Source organism: Jeotgalicoccus psychrophilus DSM 19085, assembly GCF_000425845.1.
Lineage (GTDB): Bacteria > Bacillota > Bacilli > Staphylococcales > Salinicoccaceae > Jeotgalicoccus > Jeotgalicoccus psychrophilus.
Genome location: NZ_AUEF01000001.1, coordinates 316,027 through 335,469 on the forward strand (window position 1 = coordinate 316,027; position 19,443 = coordinate 335,469).

General features: G+C 38.5%; 11 protein-coding genes. 1 reads left to right on the top strand and 10 read right to left on the bottom strand.

All coding sequences use genetic code 11. The annotated features are described in order from the left end of the window. Positions 1-54 precede the first annotated feature (54 nt). Entirely contained in the window at positions 55-9,993 is a 9,939-nt protein-coding gene (locus tag H625_RS13535) for a DUF7507 domain-containing protein (protein WP_035784922.1), read from the bottom strand. A gap of 404 nt (positions 9,994-10,397) precedes the next feature. Here H625_RS13535 and H625_RS0101615 point away from each other — a divergent pair, with 404 nt between their 5' ends. Further along, positions 10,398-11,876 carry an AcpB/EbpR/MafR family transcriptional regulator gene (locus H625_RS0101615; protein ID WP_026858324.1) on the top strand — a complete coding sequence of 493 codons (1,479 nt, stop codon included), beginning with the start codon at positions 10,398-10,400 and terminating at the stop codon, positions 11,874-11,876. Between the two features lie 153 nt (positions 11,877-12,029). On the opposite strand, the gene H625_RS0101620 is transcribed toward H625_RS0101615, so the two are convergent. The 9 genes from H625_RS0101620 to H625_RS0101660 form a co-directional block, all read right to left on the bottom strand. Further along, complete coding sequence (locus H625_RS0101620) at positions 12,030-12,296, bottom strand: zinc-ribbon domain-containing protein (RefSeq protein ID WP_026858325.1); 267 nt, start codon at positions 12,294-12,296, stop codon at positions 12,030-12,032. A 118-nt stretch (positions 12,297-12,414) separates the two neighbouring features. Further along, positions 12,415-12,678: a zinc-ribbon domain-containing protein gene (locus H625_RS12390; protein ID WP_035784924.1), complete on the bottom strand. Its 264-nt coding sequence runs from the start codon at positions 12,676-12,678 to the stop codon at positions 12,415-12,417. Between the two features lie 110 nt (positions 12,679-12,788). Next, positions 12,789-13,292, bottom strand: coding sequence for a hypothetical protein (locus tag H625_RS0101630; RefSeq protein ID WP_026858326.1), 504 nt, complete (start codon positions 13,290-13,292; stop codon positions 12,789-12,791). Positions 13,293-13,361: 69 nt separating this feature from the next. Further along, positions 13,362-15,836, bottom strand: coding sequence for an LPXTG cell wall anchor domain-containing protein (locus tag H625_RS0101635; protein ID WP_026858327.1), 2,475 nt, complete (start codon positions 15,834-15,836; stop codon positions 13,362-13,364). A 178-nt stretch (positions 15,837-16,014) separates the two neighbouring features. Further along, complete coding sequence (locus H625_RS0101640; RefSeq protein ID WP_026858328.1) at positions 16,015-16,683, bottom strand: hypothetical protein; 669 nt, start codon at positions 16,681-16,683, stop codon at positions 16,015-16,017. An 83-nt stretch (positions 16,684-16,766) separates the two neighbouring features. Continuing rightward, complete coding sequence (locus H625_RS0101645; protein WP_026858329.1) at positions 16,767-17,288, bottom strand: YdcF family protein; 522 nt, start codon at positions 17,286-17,288, stop codon at positions 16,767-16,769. Positions 17,289-17,409: 121 nt separating this feature from the next. Further along, positions 17,410-17,760 (bottom strand): hypothetical protein, encoded by a 351-nt coding sequence (locus tag H625_RS0101650; RefSeq protein WP_169516106.1) that lies wholly within the window; start codon positions 17,758-17,760, stop codon positions 17,410-17,412. Between the two features lie 92 nt (positions 17,761-17,852). Continuing rightward, complete coding sequence (locus H625_RS0101655; RefSeq protein ID WP_026858331.1) at positions 17,853-18,422, bottom strand: YdcF family protein; 570 nt, start codon at positions 18,420-18,422, stop codon at positions 17,853-17,855. Positions 18,423-18,442: 20 nt separating this feature from the next. Then, positions 18,443-18,832 carry a hypothetical protein gene (locus tag H625_RS0101660; RefSeq protein WP_026858332.1) on the bottom strand — a complete coding sequence of 130 codons (390 nt, stop codon included), beginning with the start codon at positions 18,830-18,832 and terminating at the stop codon, positions 18,443-18,445. Positions 18,833-19,443: the final 611 nt, after the last annotated feature.

Here is a 19,443-nt window from a genome sequence, read left to right on the forward strand (position 1 = left end):
GATTAGTTAAAAATAAACGGAGTTAAGCCAAATGCGGCTTAACTCCGTTTACAATTATTTATTATCCTGCTTTTGTCTGCGTGTAATGTACAGTAACGCACCACCCGCAAGTAATGCCAGGATCCCTCCTGTGTACAAGAGATTGTTTTGAGATTCTCCTGTATCAGGCAGTTCTGAATTACCTTCAGAAACCTCCGGTGTCATCTCGGCTTTTTCCTGTTCTGCCGGTATTGATTCCGGTTGTTCCACAGTTTCTGATGGACTTTCCGGCTTCGGTCCCGGTTGTTCTCCAGATCCTGATGAACCTTCAGATTTTAATTCCTGTTTCTCCTCAGGTTCTGATGGAACTTCAGGCTTCGCTTCCGGTTTCTCTTCAGGTTCTGAAGAACCTTCCGGCTTCGGCTCCGGTTGTTCTTCAGGTTCTGATGGAACTTCAGGTTTCGGATCCGGTTTCTCTTCTGGAGTCGGTGCCGGCTCCTCCGGTCTCTCCGGTACTTTTTCGGGTACATACGGTGCAACAACTACCGGATTAGTAGGAACTGTATTGTTACCGATTGTAATTACAGCTTCGTTGATTACACCATTTACTTCAGCATCACTGTCAATGCTCGAAAATGCTGAATCGATAAGCATAGTTATTTCATATCCTTTTAATGCTTCAAGAACTTTTTCATCAGTAACAGTGAATGTGATGTTATTACCATCGGTACTCAGGTTACCAAATTCTAAAATACTGCCTGATGGAATTTCAACTTTCTCAACTTCAGCTAATTGCTGTTCAAGTTCTTCAAGATTTTTTTCCAATTCGGCTATTTTAGTTTCAAGTTCTTCTATAGCTTGAGGATTAACAACTGTAACTTCAGCTTTCACTGATTCATCAGTTTCAATATTTTCCGCTGATTCATCTTCCGGTATTTCAGTTGTAGTACTTTCTTCTTGCGCAGGTGTTTCTTCTGCAGCTGCTTCCTCAGTAGTTTCTTCAGTCACAGATTCTTCTGCCTGCTCTACTTCTGCTTCTTCAGTCACAGGTTCTTCAGTGACTTCTTCTGCTGATTCAGCTTCTGTTTCAACAGGCTCAGCCTGTTCAGCTTCCGGTTCTGTTTCAGTTGAAGTATCTTCTTCACTTTCTGGAGATTCTTCAGCTTGCTGTTCGTCTGCTAATGTTTGTAATTCTTCAAGTTCTGCTCTTAATGATTCAAGCTGAGTTTCAAGATTTAATTTTTCTTCTTCTAATTCTGCTTCATCAGCAGAACCAGACGATGCACTTTCAGCAATTGTGACATCGACATTGTTGATGTTTAATCTGTTATCGACTTTATCTGTAATTACAAATTTATTAATTTCATTTACAGAGTCGAGTACAGTTTTAATTTCAAAAGTGAAGACTTCATCGTTGGCTTTTACATTGTATTTGTCGTATCCGTTAACAGATTTTGTTGCCTGACCTTCCGGTACAGTCTGTCCCGGTGTACTGACAAGATTTTCTGAATGGTCCACTGCTTTTTGATTATCAGCAGAATACGCTCTTACATCTGCTTCATTGTGAATTTCTCCATTTACAATGTCTTTCATTGTGACTGTATAAGGTACCGTCACTTCTGCAGATTCGTCCGGTGCCAGTTCTGTAACATCCAGCTCAATAACTCCTCCGAGCATTGCATCGTAAAGAATTAAGTGATTGAATGCAACATCACCAGTGTTTGTAATTACAAACGTGTAATTTATTATTTCACCAGCTTCATTTACAGCAGCAACATTACTCGATTTCTCCAACGCAACAGATGCGTCAGATGGTTCTGCAGGTATATGCGGCACTGAGACTTCGCCCGGTGTCGGTTCAATAGGCTGATCAGTACCAGGCGGCGTACCTGTCACTGATGCTGCGTTTAATACTGAACCTGCATCAATATCTTTCTGAGTGACCGAATATGCTGCCGTGCCTGTTGCTGTCTCGCCCGGCTCTAATGTTGTCTGGCTGAGTTCGATTCCGTCAGCGAACATTTCATCTGTGATGCTTATATTTTCAAGAGTAATGTTTCCATTATTCGTTACAGTAAATACGTATTCGATGACATCTCCGACTTCAGTAAATGATTTTGTCGGTGTTGTTTTCTCAAATATCAGCGACTGGCTTCCCTCACCTGAAACAGTGACTGAATCTTCATCGCTGACTGGATCACCTGCCGGAGGCTGTCCTGCAGCAATTGCAGTATTTACGACTGACTGGTTATTTACGTCAGTCTGTGTAATTTCATAACCTGCATCTGCGATCAATACATCTCCTGGATTCAGGGTAATGTTTTCTGCATCATCAATCGCTTCGCCATTAACAGATACATAAGTGATATTACTTAATCCTTCGAGTTCGTCAGTAATTGATACATTCGTTAATGTCTGGTTACCATCGTTTGTTGCTGTGAATGTGTAATTAATATCTTCACCGGCAACTAAATCGTCTCTGTCAGCTGTTTTAACCAGACTGATCGACGACGTTTTTGTAGCAGGAACTGTGACTTCGTCCTCGCCCGGCGGCACTTCTGTTTCACCGTCCGGCGGTGTGCCTGTTACAGATGCTGCGTTTAATACTTCACCAGCATCAAGGTCATCCTGTGTCACTGTGTAAGTGGCAGTTCCATTTGCTGTGTCACCTGGGGCAAGTATCGTCGGTTCAACCTCTACACCGTCGGGGAACATTTCGTCGATAAGCGTTAAACCACTGACTGTTACGTTACCTTCGTTGACGATTTCAAAATTGTAAACAATTTCGTCGCCGACGTTACTGAACGTTTCAGTTGGCGATGTCTTACTTAAAGACAGACCCGGCTGCGGATTCTGCGGTACTGATACAGAATCTTCGTTCGTTACCGGAGCTCCGTCTGGCGGCGTACCGATGACCGTTGCATTATTTGTTACCTGACCTGCATCTACATCATCTTGAGTAATTTCATAACCTGCATTCGCGATTAGAACATCACCCGGATTCAAAGTAATGTTTTCTGGATCTTCAATCGCTTCGTCATTGATTGCTGCGTACGTTATACTGCCTAAGCCTTCAAGGGCATCAGTAATCGAAACGTTAGTTAATGTCTGGTTACCATCGTTTGTTGCAGTGAAAGTGTAATTGATATTTTCACCGGCAGCCAAGTCGTCTCTGTCAGCTGTTTTAACCAAGCTGATTGATGGTGTTTGTGTAGCTGGAACAATTACTTCATCGCCTCCTGTCGGCGGTGTGTCTTCACCCGGCGGAGTACCTGTCACAGTGGCTGCGTTCAGTACTTCACCTCTGTCCAGATCTTCCTGAGTTACTGTGTAAGTGGCAGTTCCTGTCGCTGTGTCACCAGGAGCCAGTGTTGCCGGTTCAACCTCAACACCGTCCGGGAACATTTCATCCGTGATTGTAACGTCATCGAGTGTCACATTACCGGTGTTCTCGATATTAAATACATAATCGATTACGTCACCGACTTCACTAAACGTTTCTGTAGTTGAGTCTTTGTCTAATGAAATTCCAGGATTACGTTCACCCGGAACGGCCACTTCGTCATTATCTTCCACATAATCGCCAGTTGACGGTTGACCTGTGACAGTTGCCTCGTTATTAACAACTGCACTATCAACATCATTTTGAGTCATCGTATAGCTTGCTTGTGCTATTAACACATCGTCTGGATTTAGAGTAATATTTTCTGCATCTTCAATCGCTTCGCCATTGATTGTTGCATAAGTGATATTACCTAATCCTTCGAGTACGTCAGTAATTGCGACATTTTGAAGTGTCACATTACCATCGTTTGTTGCGGTGAATGTGTAGATAATATCTTCACCAGCGATTAAATCATTTCTGTCAGCTGTTTTAATCAGGCTGATCGATGGTGTTTGTGTGGCTGGAACAGTAACTTCGTCCTCGCCCGGCGGTACTTCTGTTTCACCGTCCGGCGGTGTACCTGTTACAGATGCTGCGTTTAATACTTCACCAGCATCAAGGTCGTCCTGAGTCACTGTGTAAGTCGCAGTACCATTCGCTGTTTCATTTGGTGCCAATGTTGTTGGTTCAATTTCAACACCGTCCGGGAACATTTCATCAATCAGTGTTAAACCACTGACAGTGACGTTACCTTCGTTGACGATTTCAAAATTGTAAATAATTTCGTCGCCGACAGCACTGAACGTTTCAGTTGGTGATGTCTTACTTAAAGACAATCCTGGCTGCGGGTCCTGCGGTACTGACACTGAGTCTTCGCTCGTTACATCTTCATTGTTTGGAGTCGTACCAGTAACCGTTGCATTATTTGTTACCTGACCTGCATCTACATCATCTTGTGTAATTTCATAGCCTGCATTTGCAATCAGAACATCCCCGGGATTCAGAGTAATGTTTTCTGGATTTTCAATCGCTTCGTCATTGATTGTTGCATACGTGATACTGCCTAATCCTTCAAGGACATCAGTGATTGAAACGTTAGTTAATGTCTGGTTACCAGCATTTGTTGCAGTGAATGTGTAATTAATATCTTCACCAGCAGCTAAATCATCTCTGTCAGCTGTTTTAACCAGGCTGATCGATGGTGTTTGTGTCCCTGGAACAGTAACTTCGTCCTCGCCCGGCGGTACTTCTGTTTCACCGTCCGGCGGTGTGCCTGTTACAGATGCTGCGTTTAATACTTCACCAGCATCAAGGTCATCCTGTGTCACTGTGTAAGTGGCAGTTCCATTTGCTGTGTCACCTGGAGCAAGTGTCGTCGGTTCAATCTCGACACCATCCGGGAACATTTCGTCGATAAGCGTTAAACCACTGATTGTGACGTTACCTTCGTTGACGATTTCAAAATTATAGACAATTTCGTCGCCAACAGCACTGAACGTTTCAGTTGATGATGTCTTATTAAGTGACAGACCCGGCTGCGGGTCCTGAGGCACTGACACAGAATCTTCGCTTGTTACATCTTCACCGTTTGGCGGTGTGCCTGTTACAGATGCTTCGTTCGTCAGCTGACCTCTGTCCACATCATTCTGCGTAATTTCATAACTTGCATTCGCACCCAGCTCATCGCCTGGATTGAGAGTAATATTTTCTTGATCTTCAATCGATTCACCGTTGATTGTTACATAAGTGATACCACCTAAGCCTTCGAGTGCGTCAGTAATGTTCACATTTTCAAGTGTTACATTACCGTCATTTGTTACAGTGAATGTGTAATTAACTGGTTCACCAGCGATTAAATCGTCTCTGTCAGCTGTTTTAACCAGACTGATCGATGGTGTCTGTGTCCCTGGAACAGTGACTTCATCTTCACCCGGCGGTACTTCTGTTTCGCCGTCCGGCGGTGTGCCTGTTACAGATGCTGCGTTTAGTACTTCGCCAGCATCCAGGTCATCCTGCGTCACTGTATAAGTGGCAGTACCATTCGCTGTTTCATTTGGTGCCAATGTTGTCGGTTCAATTTCAACACCGTCCGGGAACATTTCATCAATCAGTGTTAAACCACTGACAGTCACGTTACCTTCGTTGGTGATTTCGAAATTGTAGACAATTTCGTCGCCGACGGCACTGAACGTTTCCGTTGGAGATGTCTTATTAAGCGACAGTCCCGGCTGCGGATCCTGCGGAACAGAAACTGAATCTGTGCTTGTAACATCGTCACCATTTGGCGGTGTTCCTGTTACTGTTGCCTCGTTTGTCAGCTGACCGTTATCCACATCGGCCTGAGTAATATCGTAGCTGGCTTCTGCCACTAAAACATCACCCGGGTTTAATGTGATATTCTCTGCATCTTCAATCGCTTCGCCATTGATAGTTGCATAACTAATATCACCTAAGCCTTCAAGTACGTCAGTAATGTTTACATTTTGAAGTGTCACATTACCATCATTTGTTGCAGTGAATTTGTAATTAACAACTTCACCAGCAACCAGTCCTTCCTGATCCGCTTCTTTAATTAAAGTAATTGACGGATTTTGTCCTGCTTCTATTGTTACTGTATCTTCATCTGCCGGCGGTTCAATGCCTTCAGGAGGATTTCCTGTAACAGCAGCTGTATTGGAAAGTGTTCCATTGTTTACATCTGTCTGGGTAATTTCATAAACAATAGTGCCCGTTGTTGACTGACCGGGCTGCAGCGTTGTTTCTTCAAGCTCAATACCTTCTTCAAACATCGGATCTGTAACAGCTACATCTTCCAGTGTCACATTTCCTGTGTTTGTAACTTCGAAAGTATATTCAACTGTTTGTCCGCTGGCACTGTAGCTTTCTGCATCTATTGTTTTATTAATTTCAATTGATGATAAACGTTCACCCGTAACTGTTTCATCATCTTCGCTTGTTACCGGATCGCCCGTTGGCGGTGTCCCGGTAACTGTAGCTGTATTGTCTACAGTTCCAAGGTTAACGTCTGTCTGTGTAATGCTGTAGTTCGCATTTGCACTTAAAACGTCATTCGGATTCAGCGTAATATTTTCTGCATCTTCGACTGCAACCCCGTTAACAGTTGCATACGTAATGCCGCTTAATCCCTCAAGTGCATCTGAGATTGAAACATTGTTCAGTGTCACGTTTCCGTTATTCGTTACAGTAAATGTGTAATTAATATCTTCACCCGCAACTAAATCTAAACGGTCTGCTGTTTTCTCTATCACTATAGAAGGTTCCTGTTCAGCATTAATCGTTATTTCATCTTCATCAGTTGGCGGTACATTACCACCCGGCGGTGTGCCTGTTGCAGTCGCCCTGTTTAATATTGAACCATTATTTAAGTCTTCCTGAGTAACAGTTCGCGCTGCAGTACCTGCCGCTGTTTCTCCCGGTTCAATTGAAGATGGTGTGACTGTAACGCCGTCAGGGAACATGTCATCTTCAACGATGACGTTGTTTAACGTAACGTTTCCTGTGTTTGTCACTTCAAAAGTATATTCAATCTGCTGATTCAGTTCATTATATGTTTCTGTGTTCACTGACTTCACAATTTCAATTCCAGCATTTTGATTCAGCTGAATGACCGCTTCATCTTCATCAGTCACTTCATTGGTATTTGGATCCTGTCCTGTAACTTCCGCATTGTTTGTTACTGAACCATTATCCATATCCGTCTGTGTCACTGTGTAAGCTGCTTCAGCTTCCAGTACATCCGCTGGAGATAAACTGATATTTTCCAAGTCTTCAATCGCTTCTCCATTGACTGTCAGATAAGTTATATCACTTAATCCTTCAAGTATATCTGAAAGCGCGACATTGCTTAATGTGACATTGCCGTCGTTTGTCGCTGTAAACGAATAAGTCACATTATCCCCGGTATTTAAACCTTCGCTTTCACCTGCTGATTTAACCAGGCCGATTGATGGACTTTGTCCTGCTTCTATCACAATTTCAGTATCATCTGTCGGCGGTGTTCCGTCACCCGGAGGTGTACCTGTCGCAGATGCAGTGTTTAAAATAGTTCCGTTATCGAGATCTTCCTGAGTTACAGTATAAGTTGCTGAATCTGTTGCAGTATCTCCCGGATTCAGCGTTGCTGTGTCTAATACAATATCTTCTTCGAACATTGCATCAGATACATTAACATCTTCCAATGTGACATTTCCTGTATTCTCTACTTCAAATGTATAAGTAATTTCCTGGCCGACAGAAGTATATACTTCTGTATCAGAAGTTTTTGTTATCTGAATGCCCGGCACCTGATCTCCGACAATATATGCCGTGTCTTCATCTGTCACCGCTGCTTCATTTGGATCCGTACCAGTTACCGTTGCAGTGTTTTCTACTTCACCGGTATTCAGGTCTGCCTGTGTAATTTCATAAGCTGCATTCGCAACCAGCACATCATCAGGATTTAAAGTGATGTTTTCAACGTCGGGTATTTCCTCACCGTTGATTGTCGCATAAGTGATTTCACCTATTCCTTCTAAAACATCACTGATTGAAACATTCGTTAAAGTAACATTACCGTCATTTACCGCAGTAAATGTATAATTTACAGTTTCACCTGCTGTTAAATCATCACGATCTGCTTCTTTAACTAAATCAATCGATGCAAGCTGAGTTGCCGGAATCACATTGCTGTCCTCATCAGTTACTTCCGTATCCTCTCCGTCAACACCTGATACCGTTGCAGTATTTTCGACACTGCCGCTGTCAATATCTGCTTGACTTACTGAATATTCCTCTGTAACTGTCATTGAAGCACCGGGCTCAAGCGTTGTGTTTTCAAGAGTAATATTACCGTCCAGTTTTTCATCATTAAGAACAATATCATTTAATGTGACATTACCTGTGTTAGTAATTTCAAAAGTATAAACGACCGGTTCTCCTGCCGCTGAGACAGCTGTTTTATCACTCGTCTTCACAAGTGATATTGCCGGTTCATACTTAAGATTATTTTGTAAATCCAGTTCTTCGCCTGCGTTATAATCCGCAGCATAACCATCTATATATGCTTCATTAATATAGTAATCGTATAATTCCCCTGTTGATGAATACATTGGATAATTTTCGAAAACATAATTCCATTCATCGTTGCCATCAGGAGTAACTTCTACCAATTCCATAAATTCGTTTCGATTTTCATCTCCGCCGATTGTACGGTATAACTCTATCTCCAATGAATCCGGACGGTTAGTTTCGCCGCCTGCATCATTCCATACTTTAGTTCCCCCGAGTTCAAATTCTGATCCCCGAATAGTTGGAACTTCAAATTCATGAGGAACAGAGCTTTCAGTTCCAGCAGAAAATGTTGTTGTACCATTCGTCGCATAATATTCATCATCACTGAACGCTGGATTGTCTGTATCCAGATTTACCTTATAGCGGATATTGATGTATTGATCTGCTCCAAGGTTAAGTTTACTAATATTCAAAATATCACCGTTCAGATTGATTCCCGCAGCATCAGCTGCAGACTGTGGCGTACCGCTTATATAATAACTGCCGTCCGCTAGATTTTCATCGCTTGCTCTGACAAAACCGTCTGGATGTATATTTAAATTAACCATTTCTCCCATTGGATCGGTAATTGAGCCATTGGAGATAGTCCCTGTTAATCCTGACGCCAAATCATTAAGTATGTCCACTATTTCTGATACTTGAGCCGCCTGATAATACCGGCCGGGATTCGATGCAAGTCCGCTCATCACATTATTTGCCTGAGTTTGACTGACCATATCCATATAGTCTCCGGTAATTTCTATGCCTATTGAATACATATCGATTCCGCGGCTCTGTATACTCCTTGCAGAGCTGATTGTGTTAGTACCGTGATTATTTCTATAATTATTATAATAAAAAGAAGTTCCGTTACCTACAACAGTCCCTGCTGTATTTTTACTGACAGTCGGTACACCGTCAGTTATCGTTACAATTATTTTATTTTGAGCATTACTGCCGGATAAAATAGAAGATGCAACTTCAATTCCTTCCTGTGTAAACGTACCGCCATCATAGGCTCGATTCCGTTTTGAAGGAATAGTAGTCGGCAGTGAATTTATAAGCGCACCAGTATTTCTGGTTAAAGTTTTTTGGGAAATATTTTCAGTATTGCCCGCATTTCTTGCTTCATTTCGTCTCCCGTCCATAACATGGGTACCATAAATAACCGTCGCAATTCTTACCTGGTCATTGTTGGCAATCATTTCGTTAATAAATTGAGATGTAGCATTACGTGCTGTTGTCACTCTATCGTTAGTCTCCATACTGTTAGAGTTATCGTAAACAATAACAATATCCGTAGGTTCATCTGTTTCCTGTTCTTTTCCATCTACTCTGAGGTCGATAAAGTACTCACCCGGAGTCCCGGTATATTCAGCACTTTTTGAAATAATCGAATCTTCATATTCTTGAGGTGCTCCGTAATTAATCACGCTTCCTGTCTCATCATCATGAACAATCTCCGCTCGATTTTGCGCATTGACAGTCATATATGTCAACGGTTCCAAAAACAGAGATAATATCATTACAACTGTAAATACTGCTGGTAAAATTTTACCGGCGTTAAAAATTTTTGGCATGTGTTTTGTTTAGTCCCCTTCTATAATTAACTGAAATATGTAAATCTTCATTGCATTTTTATATCCCCTGTGTATAAATACACAGACTTAGCTTATAAAATTTATCATTCGATACACATATTTACAAATCATATTTTTGTAAGTCTTACGAAAAAATGTAAAAGCTTATTCGCCATTCAAAAAGAGCAATATAAAACCATCCGGACCCACGGTTTTATGTACATTAATTTACTGACCAGCGCCCTGACTGCCAAAGAAATATATATTATCATTTATGAAGTGACATAAAGAATATCCCGGATGATTTTGAGTCGGGAACCTTTAATGTATATTTACATTTTACTCTTCTCAGAATGAATTATTATCGTTATACTGGGTTTAATTTATATACTTGAGGTGTCATCATGATAGATTTATTAACTGCTTCAAATCAGAGGAAATTCAAACTCGTACAGCTCCTTAACCAATCCGACAGTTTTGTACATATTGATACTATCGCAGCGCATCTGGATGCAAAAGTCAGAACGGTTTATGAAGATATAAGAGAATTGGGTGAATCTGATTTATCACATACTTTTCAAATCGAAGCACGTTCAAAAGAATACAGTATTCGTTTTAAAGACAACTGTTCCATTGATTCTTTAGGAAAATATATAATGGAAAACAACAAGTGTTTTCAAATACTTGAATATACTTTCTTTAATAAGGATGTAACAGTAGAAGATTTAGCTGATTTATTTAATATTTCACTGCCGACAGTATACCGTTTAATTTCACGTATTAACACAGGGCTCAAAAAGAATTTTAATCTTAAATTCTATACTTCACCATGCTGTCTTGAAGGTGATGAATATGAGGTAAGAAGCTTCTATCTTCAGTATTTTACAGAGAGATATAGTATGAAAGAATGGCCGTTTTCAGATATAAACCACGATAAATTATTAAAGCTGTTTACAGTGTTTACAAATAATCTGAATTTCAAACTGCAATACTCAGATTTAATGATGCTGAAGTATTCTTTAGCGGTGTCTCATGTTCGTGTAAGCCAGGGACATATTGTAAATAACACTGGTATACGTACAGCAGCAATCATAAAAAAACTGAACAGCTCTGAAGCGTTTTATAAAATATTTGCAGATATCTTCAACGGCGAATTTGAACCGCTTGTATATACTGATAATCTGTCCTATGTAATTTCGGATTACTTCTTCTTTAACCATGAAGAGCTGCTGCACAATGCTGCCGTTGACAGCTACTCTGCCCGTTCGTATATTCGTTTGACACAAATTATCAATGAACTGGCAACAGATTTTAACATTCCGATCGAAAACAGGGAAATGCTAATTTACAATATACATAACAGCGCCCAGCTCGGTGTCAGGAATATTAATGTCAGACCGCTCATAATCAATAACAAATATGTCCTGCTGCAGCAGTTCAGAGATTTGTTTCCAAAATTCTACGGGAAGCTTAAAATACAGATGGAAGATTACATCAGCCTGATGGATATTAAATACAATGAAGATTTTATATATCATTTAATGCATTCATTTGTGACGAGATGGGAAAACCTTTTGGAAAAACTGTTAAAATCACAGCGTAAAATAAAAATTAAAGTGGTCAGCATTCATGATATTTACCATGCTAAACTGATGAAATCTATTTTAAAAATAGAATTTTACGAACAGGTGGATGTTGAACTGATTGATTCTTATGATATTGAAGCATTGCTCGATACACCGGACAAAGTGGATATAATGGTTTCGAATTTTACACTGCCTGTATCCGACAGCAGAGTCATTGCGGTAAATGATATTCCGACTAACAGGGATTTCAGTCTGATTAAAAACAAAATTAAAGAAATTAGATTAAGAGATAATTAAAAAGCATTGAAACAAACTAATCAGAACAGCGCTGTCGTCCCAACACCGCTGTGGAAACTGATTATGGAACTAGACGGCTGGTTCCCGGTTAGAAAAACTGAAAAAATATAATATATTAATATAAAAAAGCTACTTTTTAAAAGTAGCTTTTCTTCATTCCCCGGACTTCCCAAATTTTCTGCGTTCCGCTTCCAGTTCTCTTCTTTCCAGCTCATCGTCGTTATACGTATCGTCCGGCAGATTATCGAATGCTTCATCGAAGTTTCCCGGTTCACTTAAAATATCTTCGTCCGGTACCTCACGTTCCACTCTGACTTCCGGATCAGTGACAGATGCATCATCATGTAGATAAGATCCGCACGATGGACAGATATCGATATTCTCTTCTATCGCTTCTCCGCAATTCTGGCATTTAATCATATTTTACAACTCTCTTTCGTATGTACTCAACTGGTTTCTAATTAAATACCCTGTTTGTTTCAATATTATTCATCGGACAAAAAACACTTCCCAATATTATATCGGGAAGCATTAATAACTATTTATCATCTGTACGTCCAAAATCACTGCGCTCTTTTTTCTGCTGTTTATTTAATTCATCTTCAGGATAGTTCTCTTCCGGCATATCTTCCATCTTATTATCTTTACCGGGACCGTTTAAAAACTCCTCTTCCGGTGCTCTTTCCTGAATCAATCCATTATTATCTGTGAAATTTTCTTCGTCACGCATAAACTCTCCGCATGTTGGGCAGACTCTCGTGCCTTCCAGTACTTCTTCACCGCAATTTTGACATGTCACCATCGGTATCACTCTCTTTCAGTAAAGTATTTGCTAATAGATAAATACCCGTTTACAAATTAAATACTCATTAAATAGAACATGAGAAAATGTGCTTACCTATATTAAGGCTGTCAAAATACATCCATCATATACTTTGGTAATAGATGTGCTGTCAAAATCGTTTCAAAAAGAATTCTCTGTCTATCATGTTCCGGATTCTTCATTTTAAATACGATAACATAAAGTTCATCTTCAAGAATTTTTTCAAACGGTTTGATACGTGGACTTAAAATTTTTCTATATGGCTTATTACAGTGTCTTCTTAGCCTTGATAATATCTTTCCTTCACCTATGTAAAATAATTCATTATTTCTGTAAATCATATATATTCCCTTTAGGTTAGATAAATCTTCGTCTGGAAATTTTAGTTTAAATTGATTCCGTAAATCCAGTGTATCCAGCTTTTTAATAACGTTATCAGATTTTATATCAGCGGTATCTTTTATATTCAATTGTAATTCTGCAACTTCAATATTATCCTTCCAATATTCATGGAGTTTAATATTCAACTTCCCTAGCAAGTCATCAATTCTATCTAGCTCTGTCTGAAAATCAACTGAATTATTAGAGTACATACATACACTCCTCAATATTTTTTATAGAGAAATACCAGACCCGAAGGTCTGGTATTGACATTTCAATTATTAATTCTTTCTTTTTCTTCTGCCAGTTACAAATAGGAAAGCGGCACCTGCTAGAGCAAATGCTGTCGCAATTAGTCCAGTTTCCGCAGCAGCTAACCCTGTATCAGGAAGTTCCTCTTTATCACTTTCAGAAGTAGATGCTTCCTGTTCACTTACCGTCTGTGACTCTTCTGAGTTAACAGACTTTTCTTTTCCTTGTACTGTTGTTTCAGTCTGCTGTTCATTATTAATATCTTTAACAGAAACAACAATTACATCATCAGTCTGAATAACTGTATCTTTTGGTAATTCAACTTCCCATAATCCTTCTGTATCAGATTCTGTTATTATTTCCTCTTCATCAGGTAATGTAATAACTATTTCACTGTTAGAGTCTCCTTGACCTGTAATAATATCATCATCAGGTTTAATTGGATTTACTAATGGTGGGGTTATAACTTTCTCCTCCTCTTCTTTAGCTGGATCTTCAGGATCAGTAATATTATTACTATCCCCATTCGATGATTCAGGTGCCGATTGTTCCTGCTCAACTTCTTCTATCGGTTCGCCAGTTATAATTTCTTCATTAGAATTTTCGTTTTGATCTGATGGTACTTCTTCGACTGGCATCTCTGGACTCTCATCTGTTATTGGTAATTCCGGTTCTTCTGGTAAAGAAGTATCAATACTACCATCTTCACGGTCAGCTACATAGACGTTTATACTTGCGTAATCTCCGATGTAGTCATCTCTCCACATAAAACCATTACTTACATATGCCGAATCATAATAATATAATTCAGAATCAATATCCATCATTGCTGTTCTGATTAATTCATCAATAGTGTATGACCCAAATGACTCCCCCTCATACAAATAATAACCTTCACTGTCTATAATATTTATTTGCATTAATTCACCATTGTTTAAATAGTAATCATCATACAACTGGTGTTCAGGTAAAAATGGTCTGTTTTCAAAAGGATAGTTTCCAACACTATTTGATGTGTTATTTACATAAATATCATAAGTATCAGTTGTAAAGTAGCTGTAATAATCATTAATTTGAAAACCGCTAGTTTGACTATCTATCAGTACTTGATCAGCGACTACATACTCACTGTTATATTCGTTGTTTATACTTAGTAACAGGTTGTCCAATCTATCGATAAAAGTATTCCCTACAAAGCTGACACTAGTTAATCTATTACCTGTCACAGTATCATAAATAGTTAAATGATTAATATAATTCTCGGATAAGTCATCATTGATAATCTGTTCTTCAGGTAGTTCATTTGTATTTTCATCTTCACCAGGAGTCTGTATCCCTTCACCAACATTAATAGTTAAATCCAGTAACTCATCTCCATACCAGTCTGATAAATAATTTTCGTAGTTCTCATCATATAATCCAAGACCTGATAATCTGAATGATGTTGAAGGTGTGCGTTCAGGAACATCAATATAAAATGTCGATTTATATCTGTTATTGCCTAGTGGTATGATTTCATATCCAGATGCTGATAGCTGTTGCGGTCCATCTTCAGAGTTGTTTGTAAATGCAGCAAAAATATAGTCGACATTTGTTTCATCTTCAGCCACGACCGTCATCTCAATCTGTTCTCCAGCGTTATACGTCGATTTATCCGTCGTAACTGAAATTAATTCAGGTGCATCGATGTCAGTAATTGTATTGTTATTCTCAATATTCACAGTTAAATCCAGTAACTCTTCACCGTACCAGTCTGATAAATAATTTTCGTAGTTCTCATCATACAATCCAAGACCTGATAATCTGAATGATGTTGAAGGTGTGCGTTCAGGAACATCAATATAAAATGTTGATTCATATCTGTTATTGCCTAGTGGTATGATTTCATATCCAGATGCTGATAGCTGTTGCGGTCCATCTTCAGAGTTGTTTGTAAATGCAGCAAAAATATAGTCGACATTTGTTTCATCTTCAGCCACCACAGTCATCTCAATTTGTTCCCCAGCATTATACGTCGATTTATCTGTCGTGACTGAAATTAACTCTGGTGCTTCAACATCGATATCACCAGTTATCTCTTGTGAAAATGTGCTTATACCCTGAGCTTCTTTTGTTTGTTCATCCTCTACATCCTGAACTTTAGATGTGTTATTACTCTCTAAATTTTCTTCTGTAAGTTCTAGATCAACTGGTAACTCGGGTTCTATGTATTCTTCTACAATTTCTTCTGTTGATGCAGGATTAGTTTTTACTGTATTCTCTACTTCAGATTCTGTTGCATCTGTTTCTTCCTGAAATTCAATAGCTTCATCGTCAATTGGAAGTTCAAGTTCTGTATTTTCCACCTGTTGCGTTTCTATTGTTTCTATATTCTCTGCTTCTACACTTTGATTTTCAACAGCATCATCATTCGCTTCGGTTCCGCCTGCATATGTAAATGCAAATACCCCTAGTGCACTGGCTAATGATGCTTTTTTAAATGTTTTAAACGAATCGTTATTCAATTTTTCTATCTCCCTTTACTAAATTATAAAATCATAAATTATTTAAATCCAAATTAACAATAACTATTTCTTATATTTATAATACCACATTCTAATTCGATTTCTAATTAAATTTCGATAAATTTATATCAAAAAACGCTATGAATTATAATAATATAATTCATAGCGTTAATTTAATTTATACTAATTGATCTTTAAACATATCATCGTAGAACGACAATGTGAACATTGAATAGAATGATACTAATGGTGATTGGATTAAATTATCTTTCCATGCTGTTTCAAATGCATTATCTATGTTGTAGTCCAATACTGTCGTATAGAATACATCATCATAAATTTTGCTTAACACATGGTTATTGTTCTTCTGTACTTGAGTTGCCACAACTTTAAGCGTCTCGTTCATATCGCCTGTATTCTGCTCAACAAGTCTAAGCATCGGTTCAAGTTCTTTCGTTAATTTAATTAACTGTTCACGGATTTCCTGATTCTTTTCTTCAAGCTCTTTTGGAAGATCCAAAGGGTAGAAATCCTGTGTTATTTTTTCCAGTGTAAATCTTTCAAGTACTTCCAGCTCAGTTGGGTACTGTACTTTTTTGTCTTCAGCCATTACGCCGTGTGTAGCCTGCATGAGTGAAAGTCTGATTAGGTCAATTCTTATAAAAGAACGGCAAAGTTCAACGACTGATAAGTGGTTGAATCCTTCTTCTTTAAACTGAGCTAAAATATCGTCGAGCGTTTTTGACTGCTCTTCGATCATTTCAGGTATACGTGTCATACGGTATGTGAAGTTTCTATAGTCTGTTTTGTTTAATAATTCTTCTTTAGTTTCTTTATAGCTTTTCATGGAATCCCCTATTCTAATCTATTAGTCATTAGTAATAGTTTAACATACAGGAGCATGGAATTAGCCCATCGACAACGATTTTATTACTGATATCTTAACCGTGATAGTCTGCGGTACTTACTCTTGCTGTACAGCAGATTATCCTTTGTGAAGAACTTATAGTTTTTCATTAAATAGAGTCCAAGTTTTACTGCTTCTGAAGAATATTCCAGTAGTGTTGTATGATGATTCACACCTAGAAATTTCAACTTCCTGCTTCTATTAAAAACATTATTGAATATTAGTTTCGTACGGAATTTATGGTACTGGCTGGTAACGACGATAACTTGTCCGTAGTTCAGTCTGGAGAGTATCTGCTGTATCTCTACAGCATTGTTGTAAGTGGTCGTTGAGAAGTATTCTGTGAGGATATGACGTTCGTCTATATAGTCATAATTGGAGTTTAATAGGTCTTTCGTACCTCGGAGTTCATTGTGATCATTAAAAGATGTGATGAGGATATGTGCCTGATCATAATCAAATTTCTGATATATATCCGCAACTGCTTTAAAACGGCGGTAATCACCGTCAAGGTAGACAATTAGTGTTTTACTTTCATAAGACATAACAGTACTCACCTCTTTTGTATTGTTACCTGCAGTGTAACAGGCCAGTATTTAGATACAGTTTTACAGAAGTAAAATTAATGTAAATAAAAGCCGTGAGATATCCTCTCACGGCTTGCTGTTATTCTGCAGTTGTTAAATTAATAGAATCTTCATTGTACTGATTGAAACTCACCATAATACGGTCCGCTTCTTCTACAGTATCCAGTGTCATCGGCGGCTCTCCGCTGTATTGAATCGTTTCAATAAAATCTTCCCCGTTAAAATAAGATACGTAGCTTGAACGGTTAATTTCATAAGTATTAGATGGATCGTAGTCAATATAATCAGTAGTCATCATTTCTTCATTTTCAACAGCTTCACCATTGTACCCCATCCAGCTGCCTTCAGTGAGCGAGCCCATATCTATCAGATTATCATCTGAACCGCCGCTGCACGCTGATAAAAGCAAAATTCCCACTAGTAAACTCATAAAAGACAATTTGGTTTTCATTGATGTTCCCCTTTTCTGTTTAAAGTAAGTAACAGTTAAATAATAGCATAATATTGCTGCCTGTCTAACTGTTAACCAAAGAGATTATATAAGCCGAAGCGGTAGCCCCATGTTTTTATAAACTCTCCAATCCAATGGGAAAAAGCGTCTTCTCTATCGAGTCCTTTTTTACCTTCTAAATTTGAAGCGGAGATATAGTTAAAGGTCTTGTCATTATCATTGAGCCGTTCAAAGGCTAGTTTGGCTCTTTTAAGATGGTAATCACTAGTAACAATCATTGCGGACTCAAAATTATTATCGTCCATAATTTCTAGAGTTCTTTCTGCGTTTGAATATGTGCTTGTAGATTCAGTATCAACGATTACATCTTCCTCTTCGACACCGTAATGGCGAACGATAGATGTAAGTTCTTCAGCATTGTATCTGTCACCTGCTGGGGTAATCAGCACCTTATCGGCATAGCCTGACTGATATAAATCAGCAGCTCTCTCGACACGGCCCTGATCTCCGCCGCCGAGAATAACAATCATATCGCTGTCTTCAGGTGTATCAGCTTCTCCGGGTAGAAAGCTTTCTATTAAAATTGCTATGAATATAAGAGCAAGTATAACAAGTAAAGGAATTGCAATTTTAATATTCATTGTTGCCTCCGCATTTGATATTATTCAATTTCAACGAGCTGCATGCCGTTTCTATTATTTTTATTAAAGCTGAGTATTATACCATCCGCTTCTTTAACAGAATTAATAATCTCTGGTGTATCTTCATAGAGCTCTGTTTTGATAAAGTCTTCACCATTGAAGTAGGATACATAAGTGTCACGGCTTATCTCATAATCTTTTTCTGGATTATACGGAATGAATTGCGACTGCATCATTGCCTTATTGTTTTCTGAAGTACCTTTATAATTAACCCAGCGGTCTTCTAAGAGATTGACTTTGTTGATAAGGTTATTGCTCGTCGCCTGGGTAGTCGAAACATTGCCACAGGCAGATATAAGTAATAAAAAAGAGCAAAGACACAAGAAGAAAATGGTTTTGAAGTAATACATGAGAGCCCTCCACAAATTGATTCATTAAAATCATACTATTTTAAAGGTAATTGAAGCAATTAATATCAAATATAAATATCAAAAAATAAGCCAGGTCTAAGACCTGGCTTAAATATCTTCAAAATTACAATTGTTAAGGTTAATGTTTCCGGATCATATGTTGTGAAACTAGTTGGTTCATTTAAGGTGTCATATTCTATTTTTGAATTAGCAGTTTGTAAGGATATGACTTTCGTCTATATAATCGTAACTGGAGTTTAAAAGGTCTTTCGTCCCACAGAATTCGTTGTCATCATTAAATGAGATAATCAATATATGCGGCCTACCGTAATCAAATTTCTGATATAACTCTGCGACTGCTTTAAAGCATCAGTAATCGCTGTCAAGGTAGACAATTAGTGTTTTATTTTCATATGACATAACACTACTCACCTCATCTGTATTGTTACCTGGAGTGTAACAAGCCACTATTTAGAGGTTCTATAATAACCTTTCTTTCGACATCATTATATTCGCTGATAATAAAATTAAGCTATACACATAAAAATCACTTGTGATACACCTAAAATGAATTTTTTGGGCAATGAAAATAATAGGTATAATCACTAGTA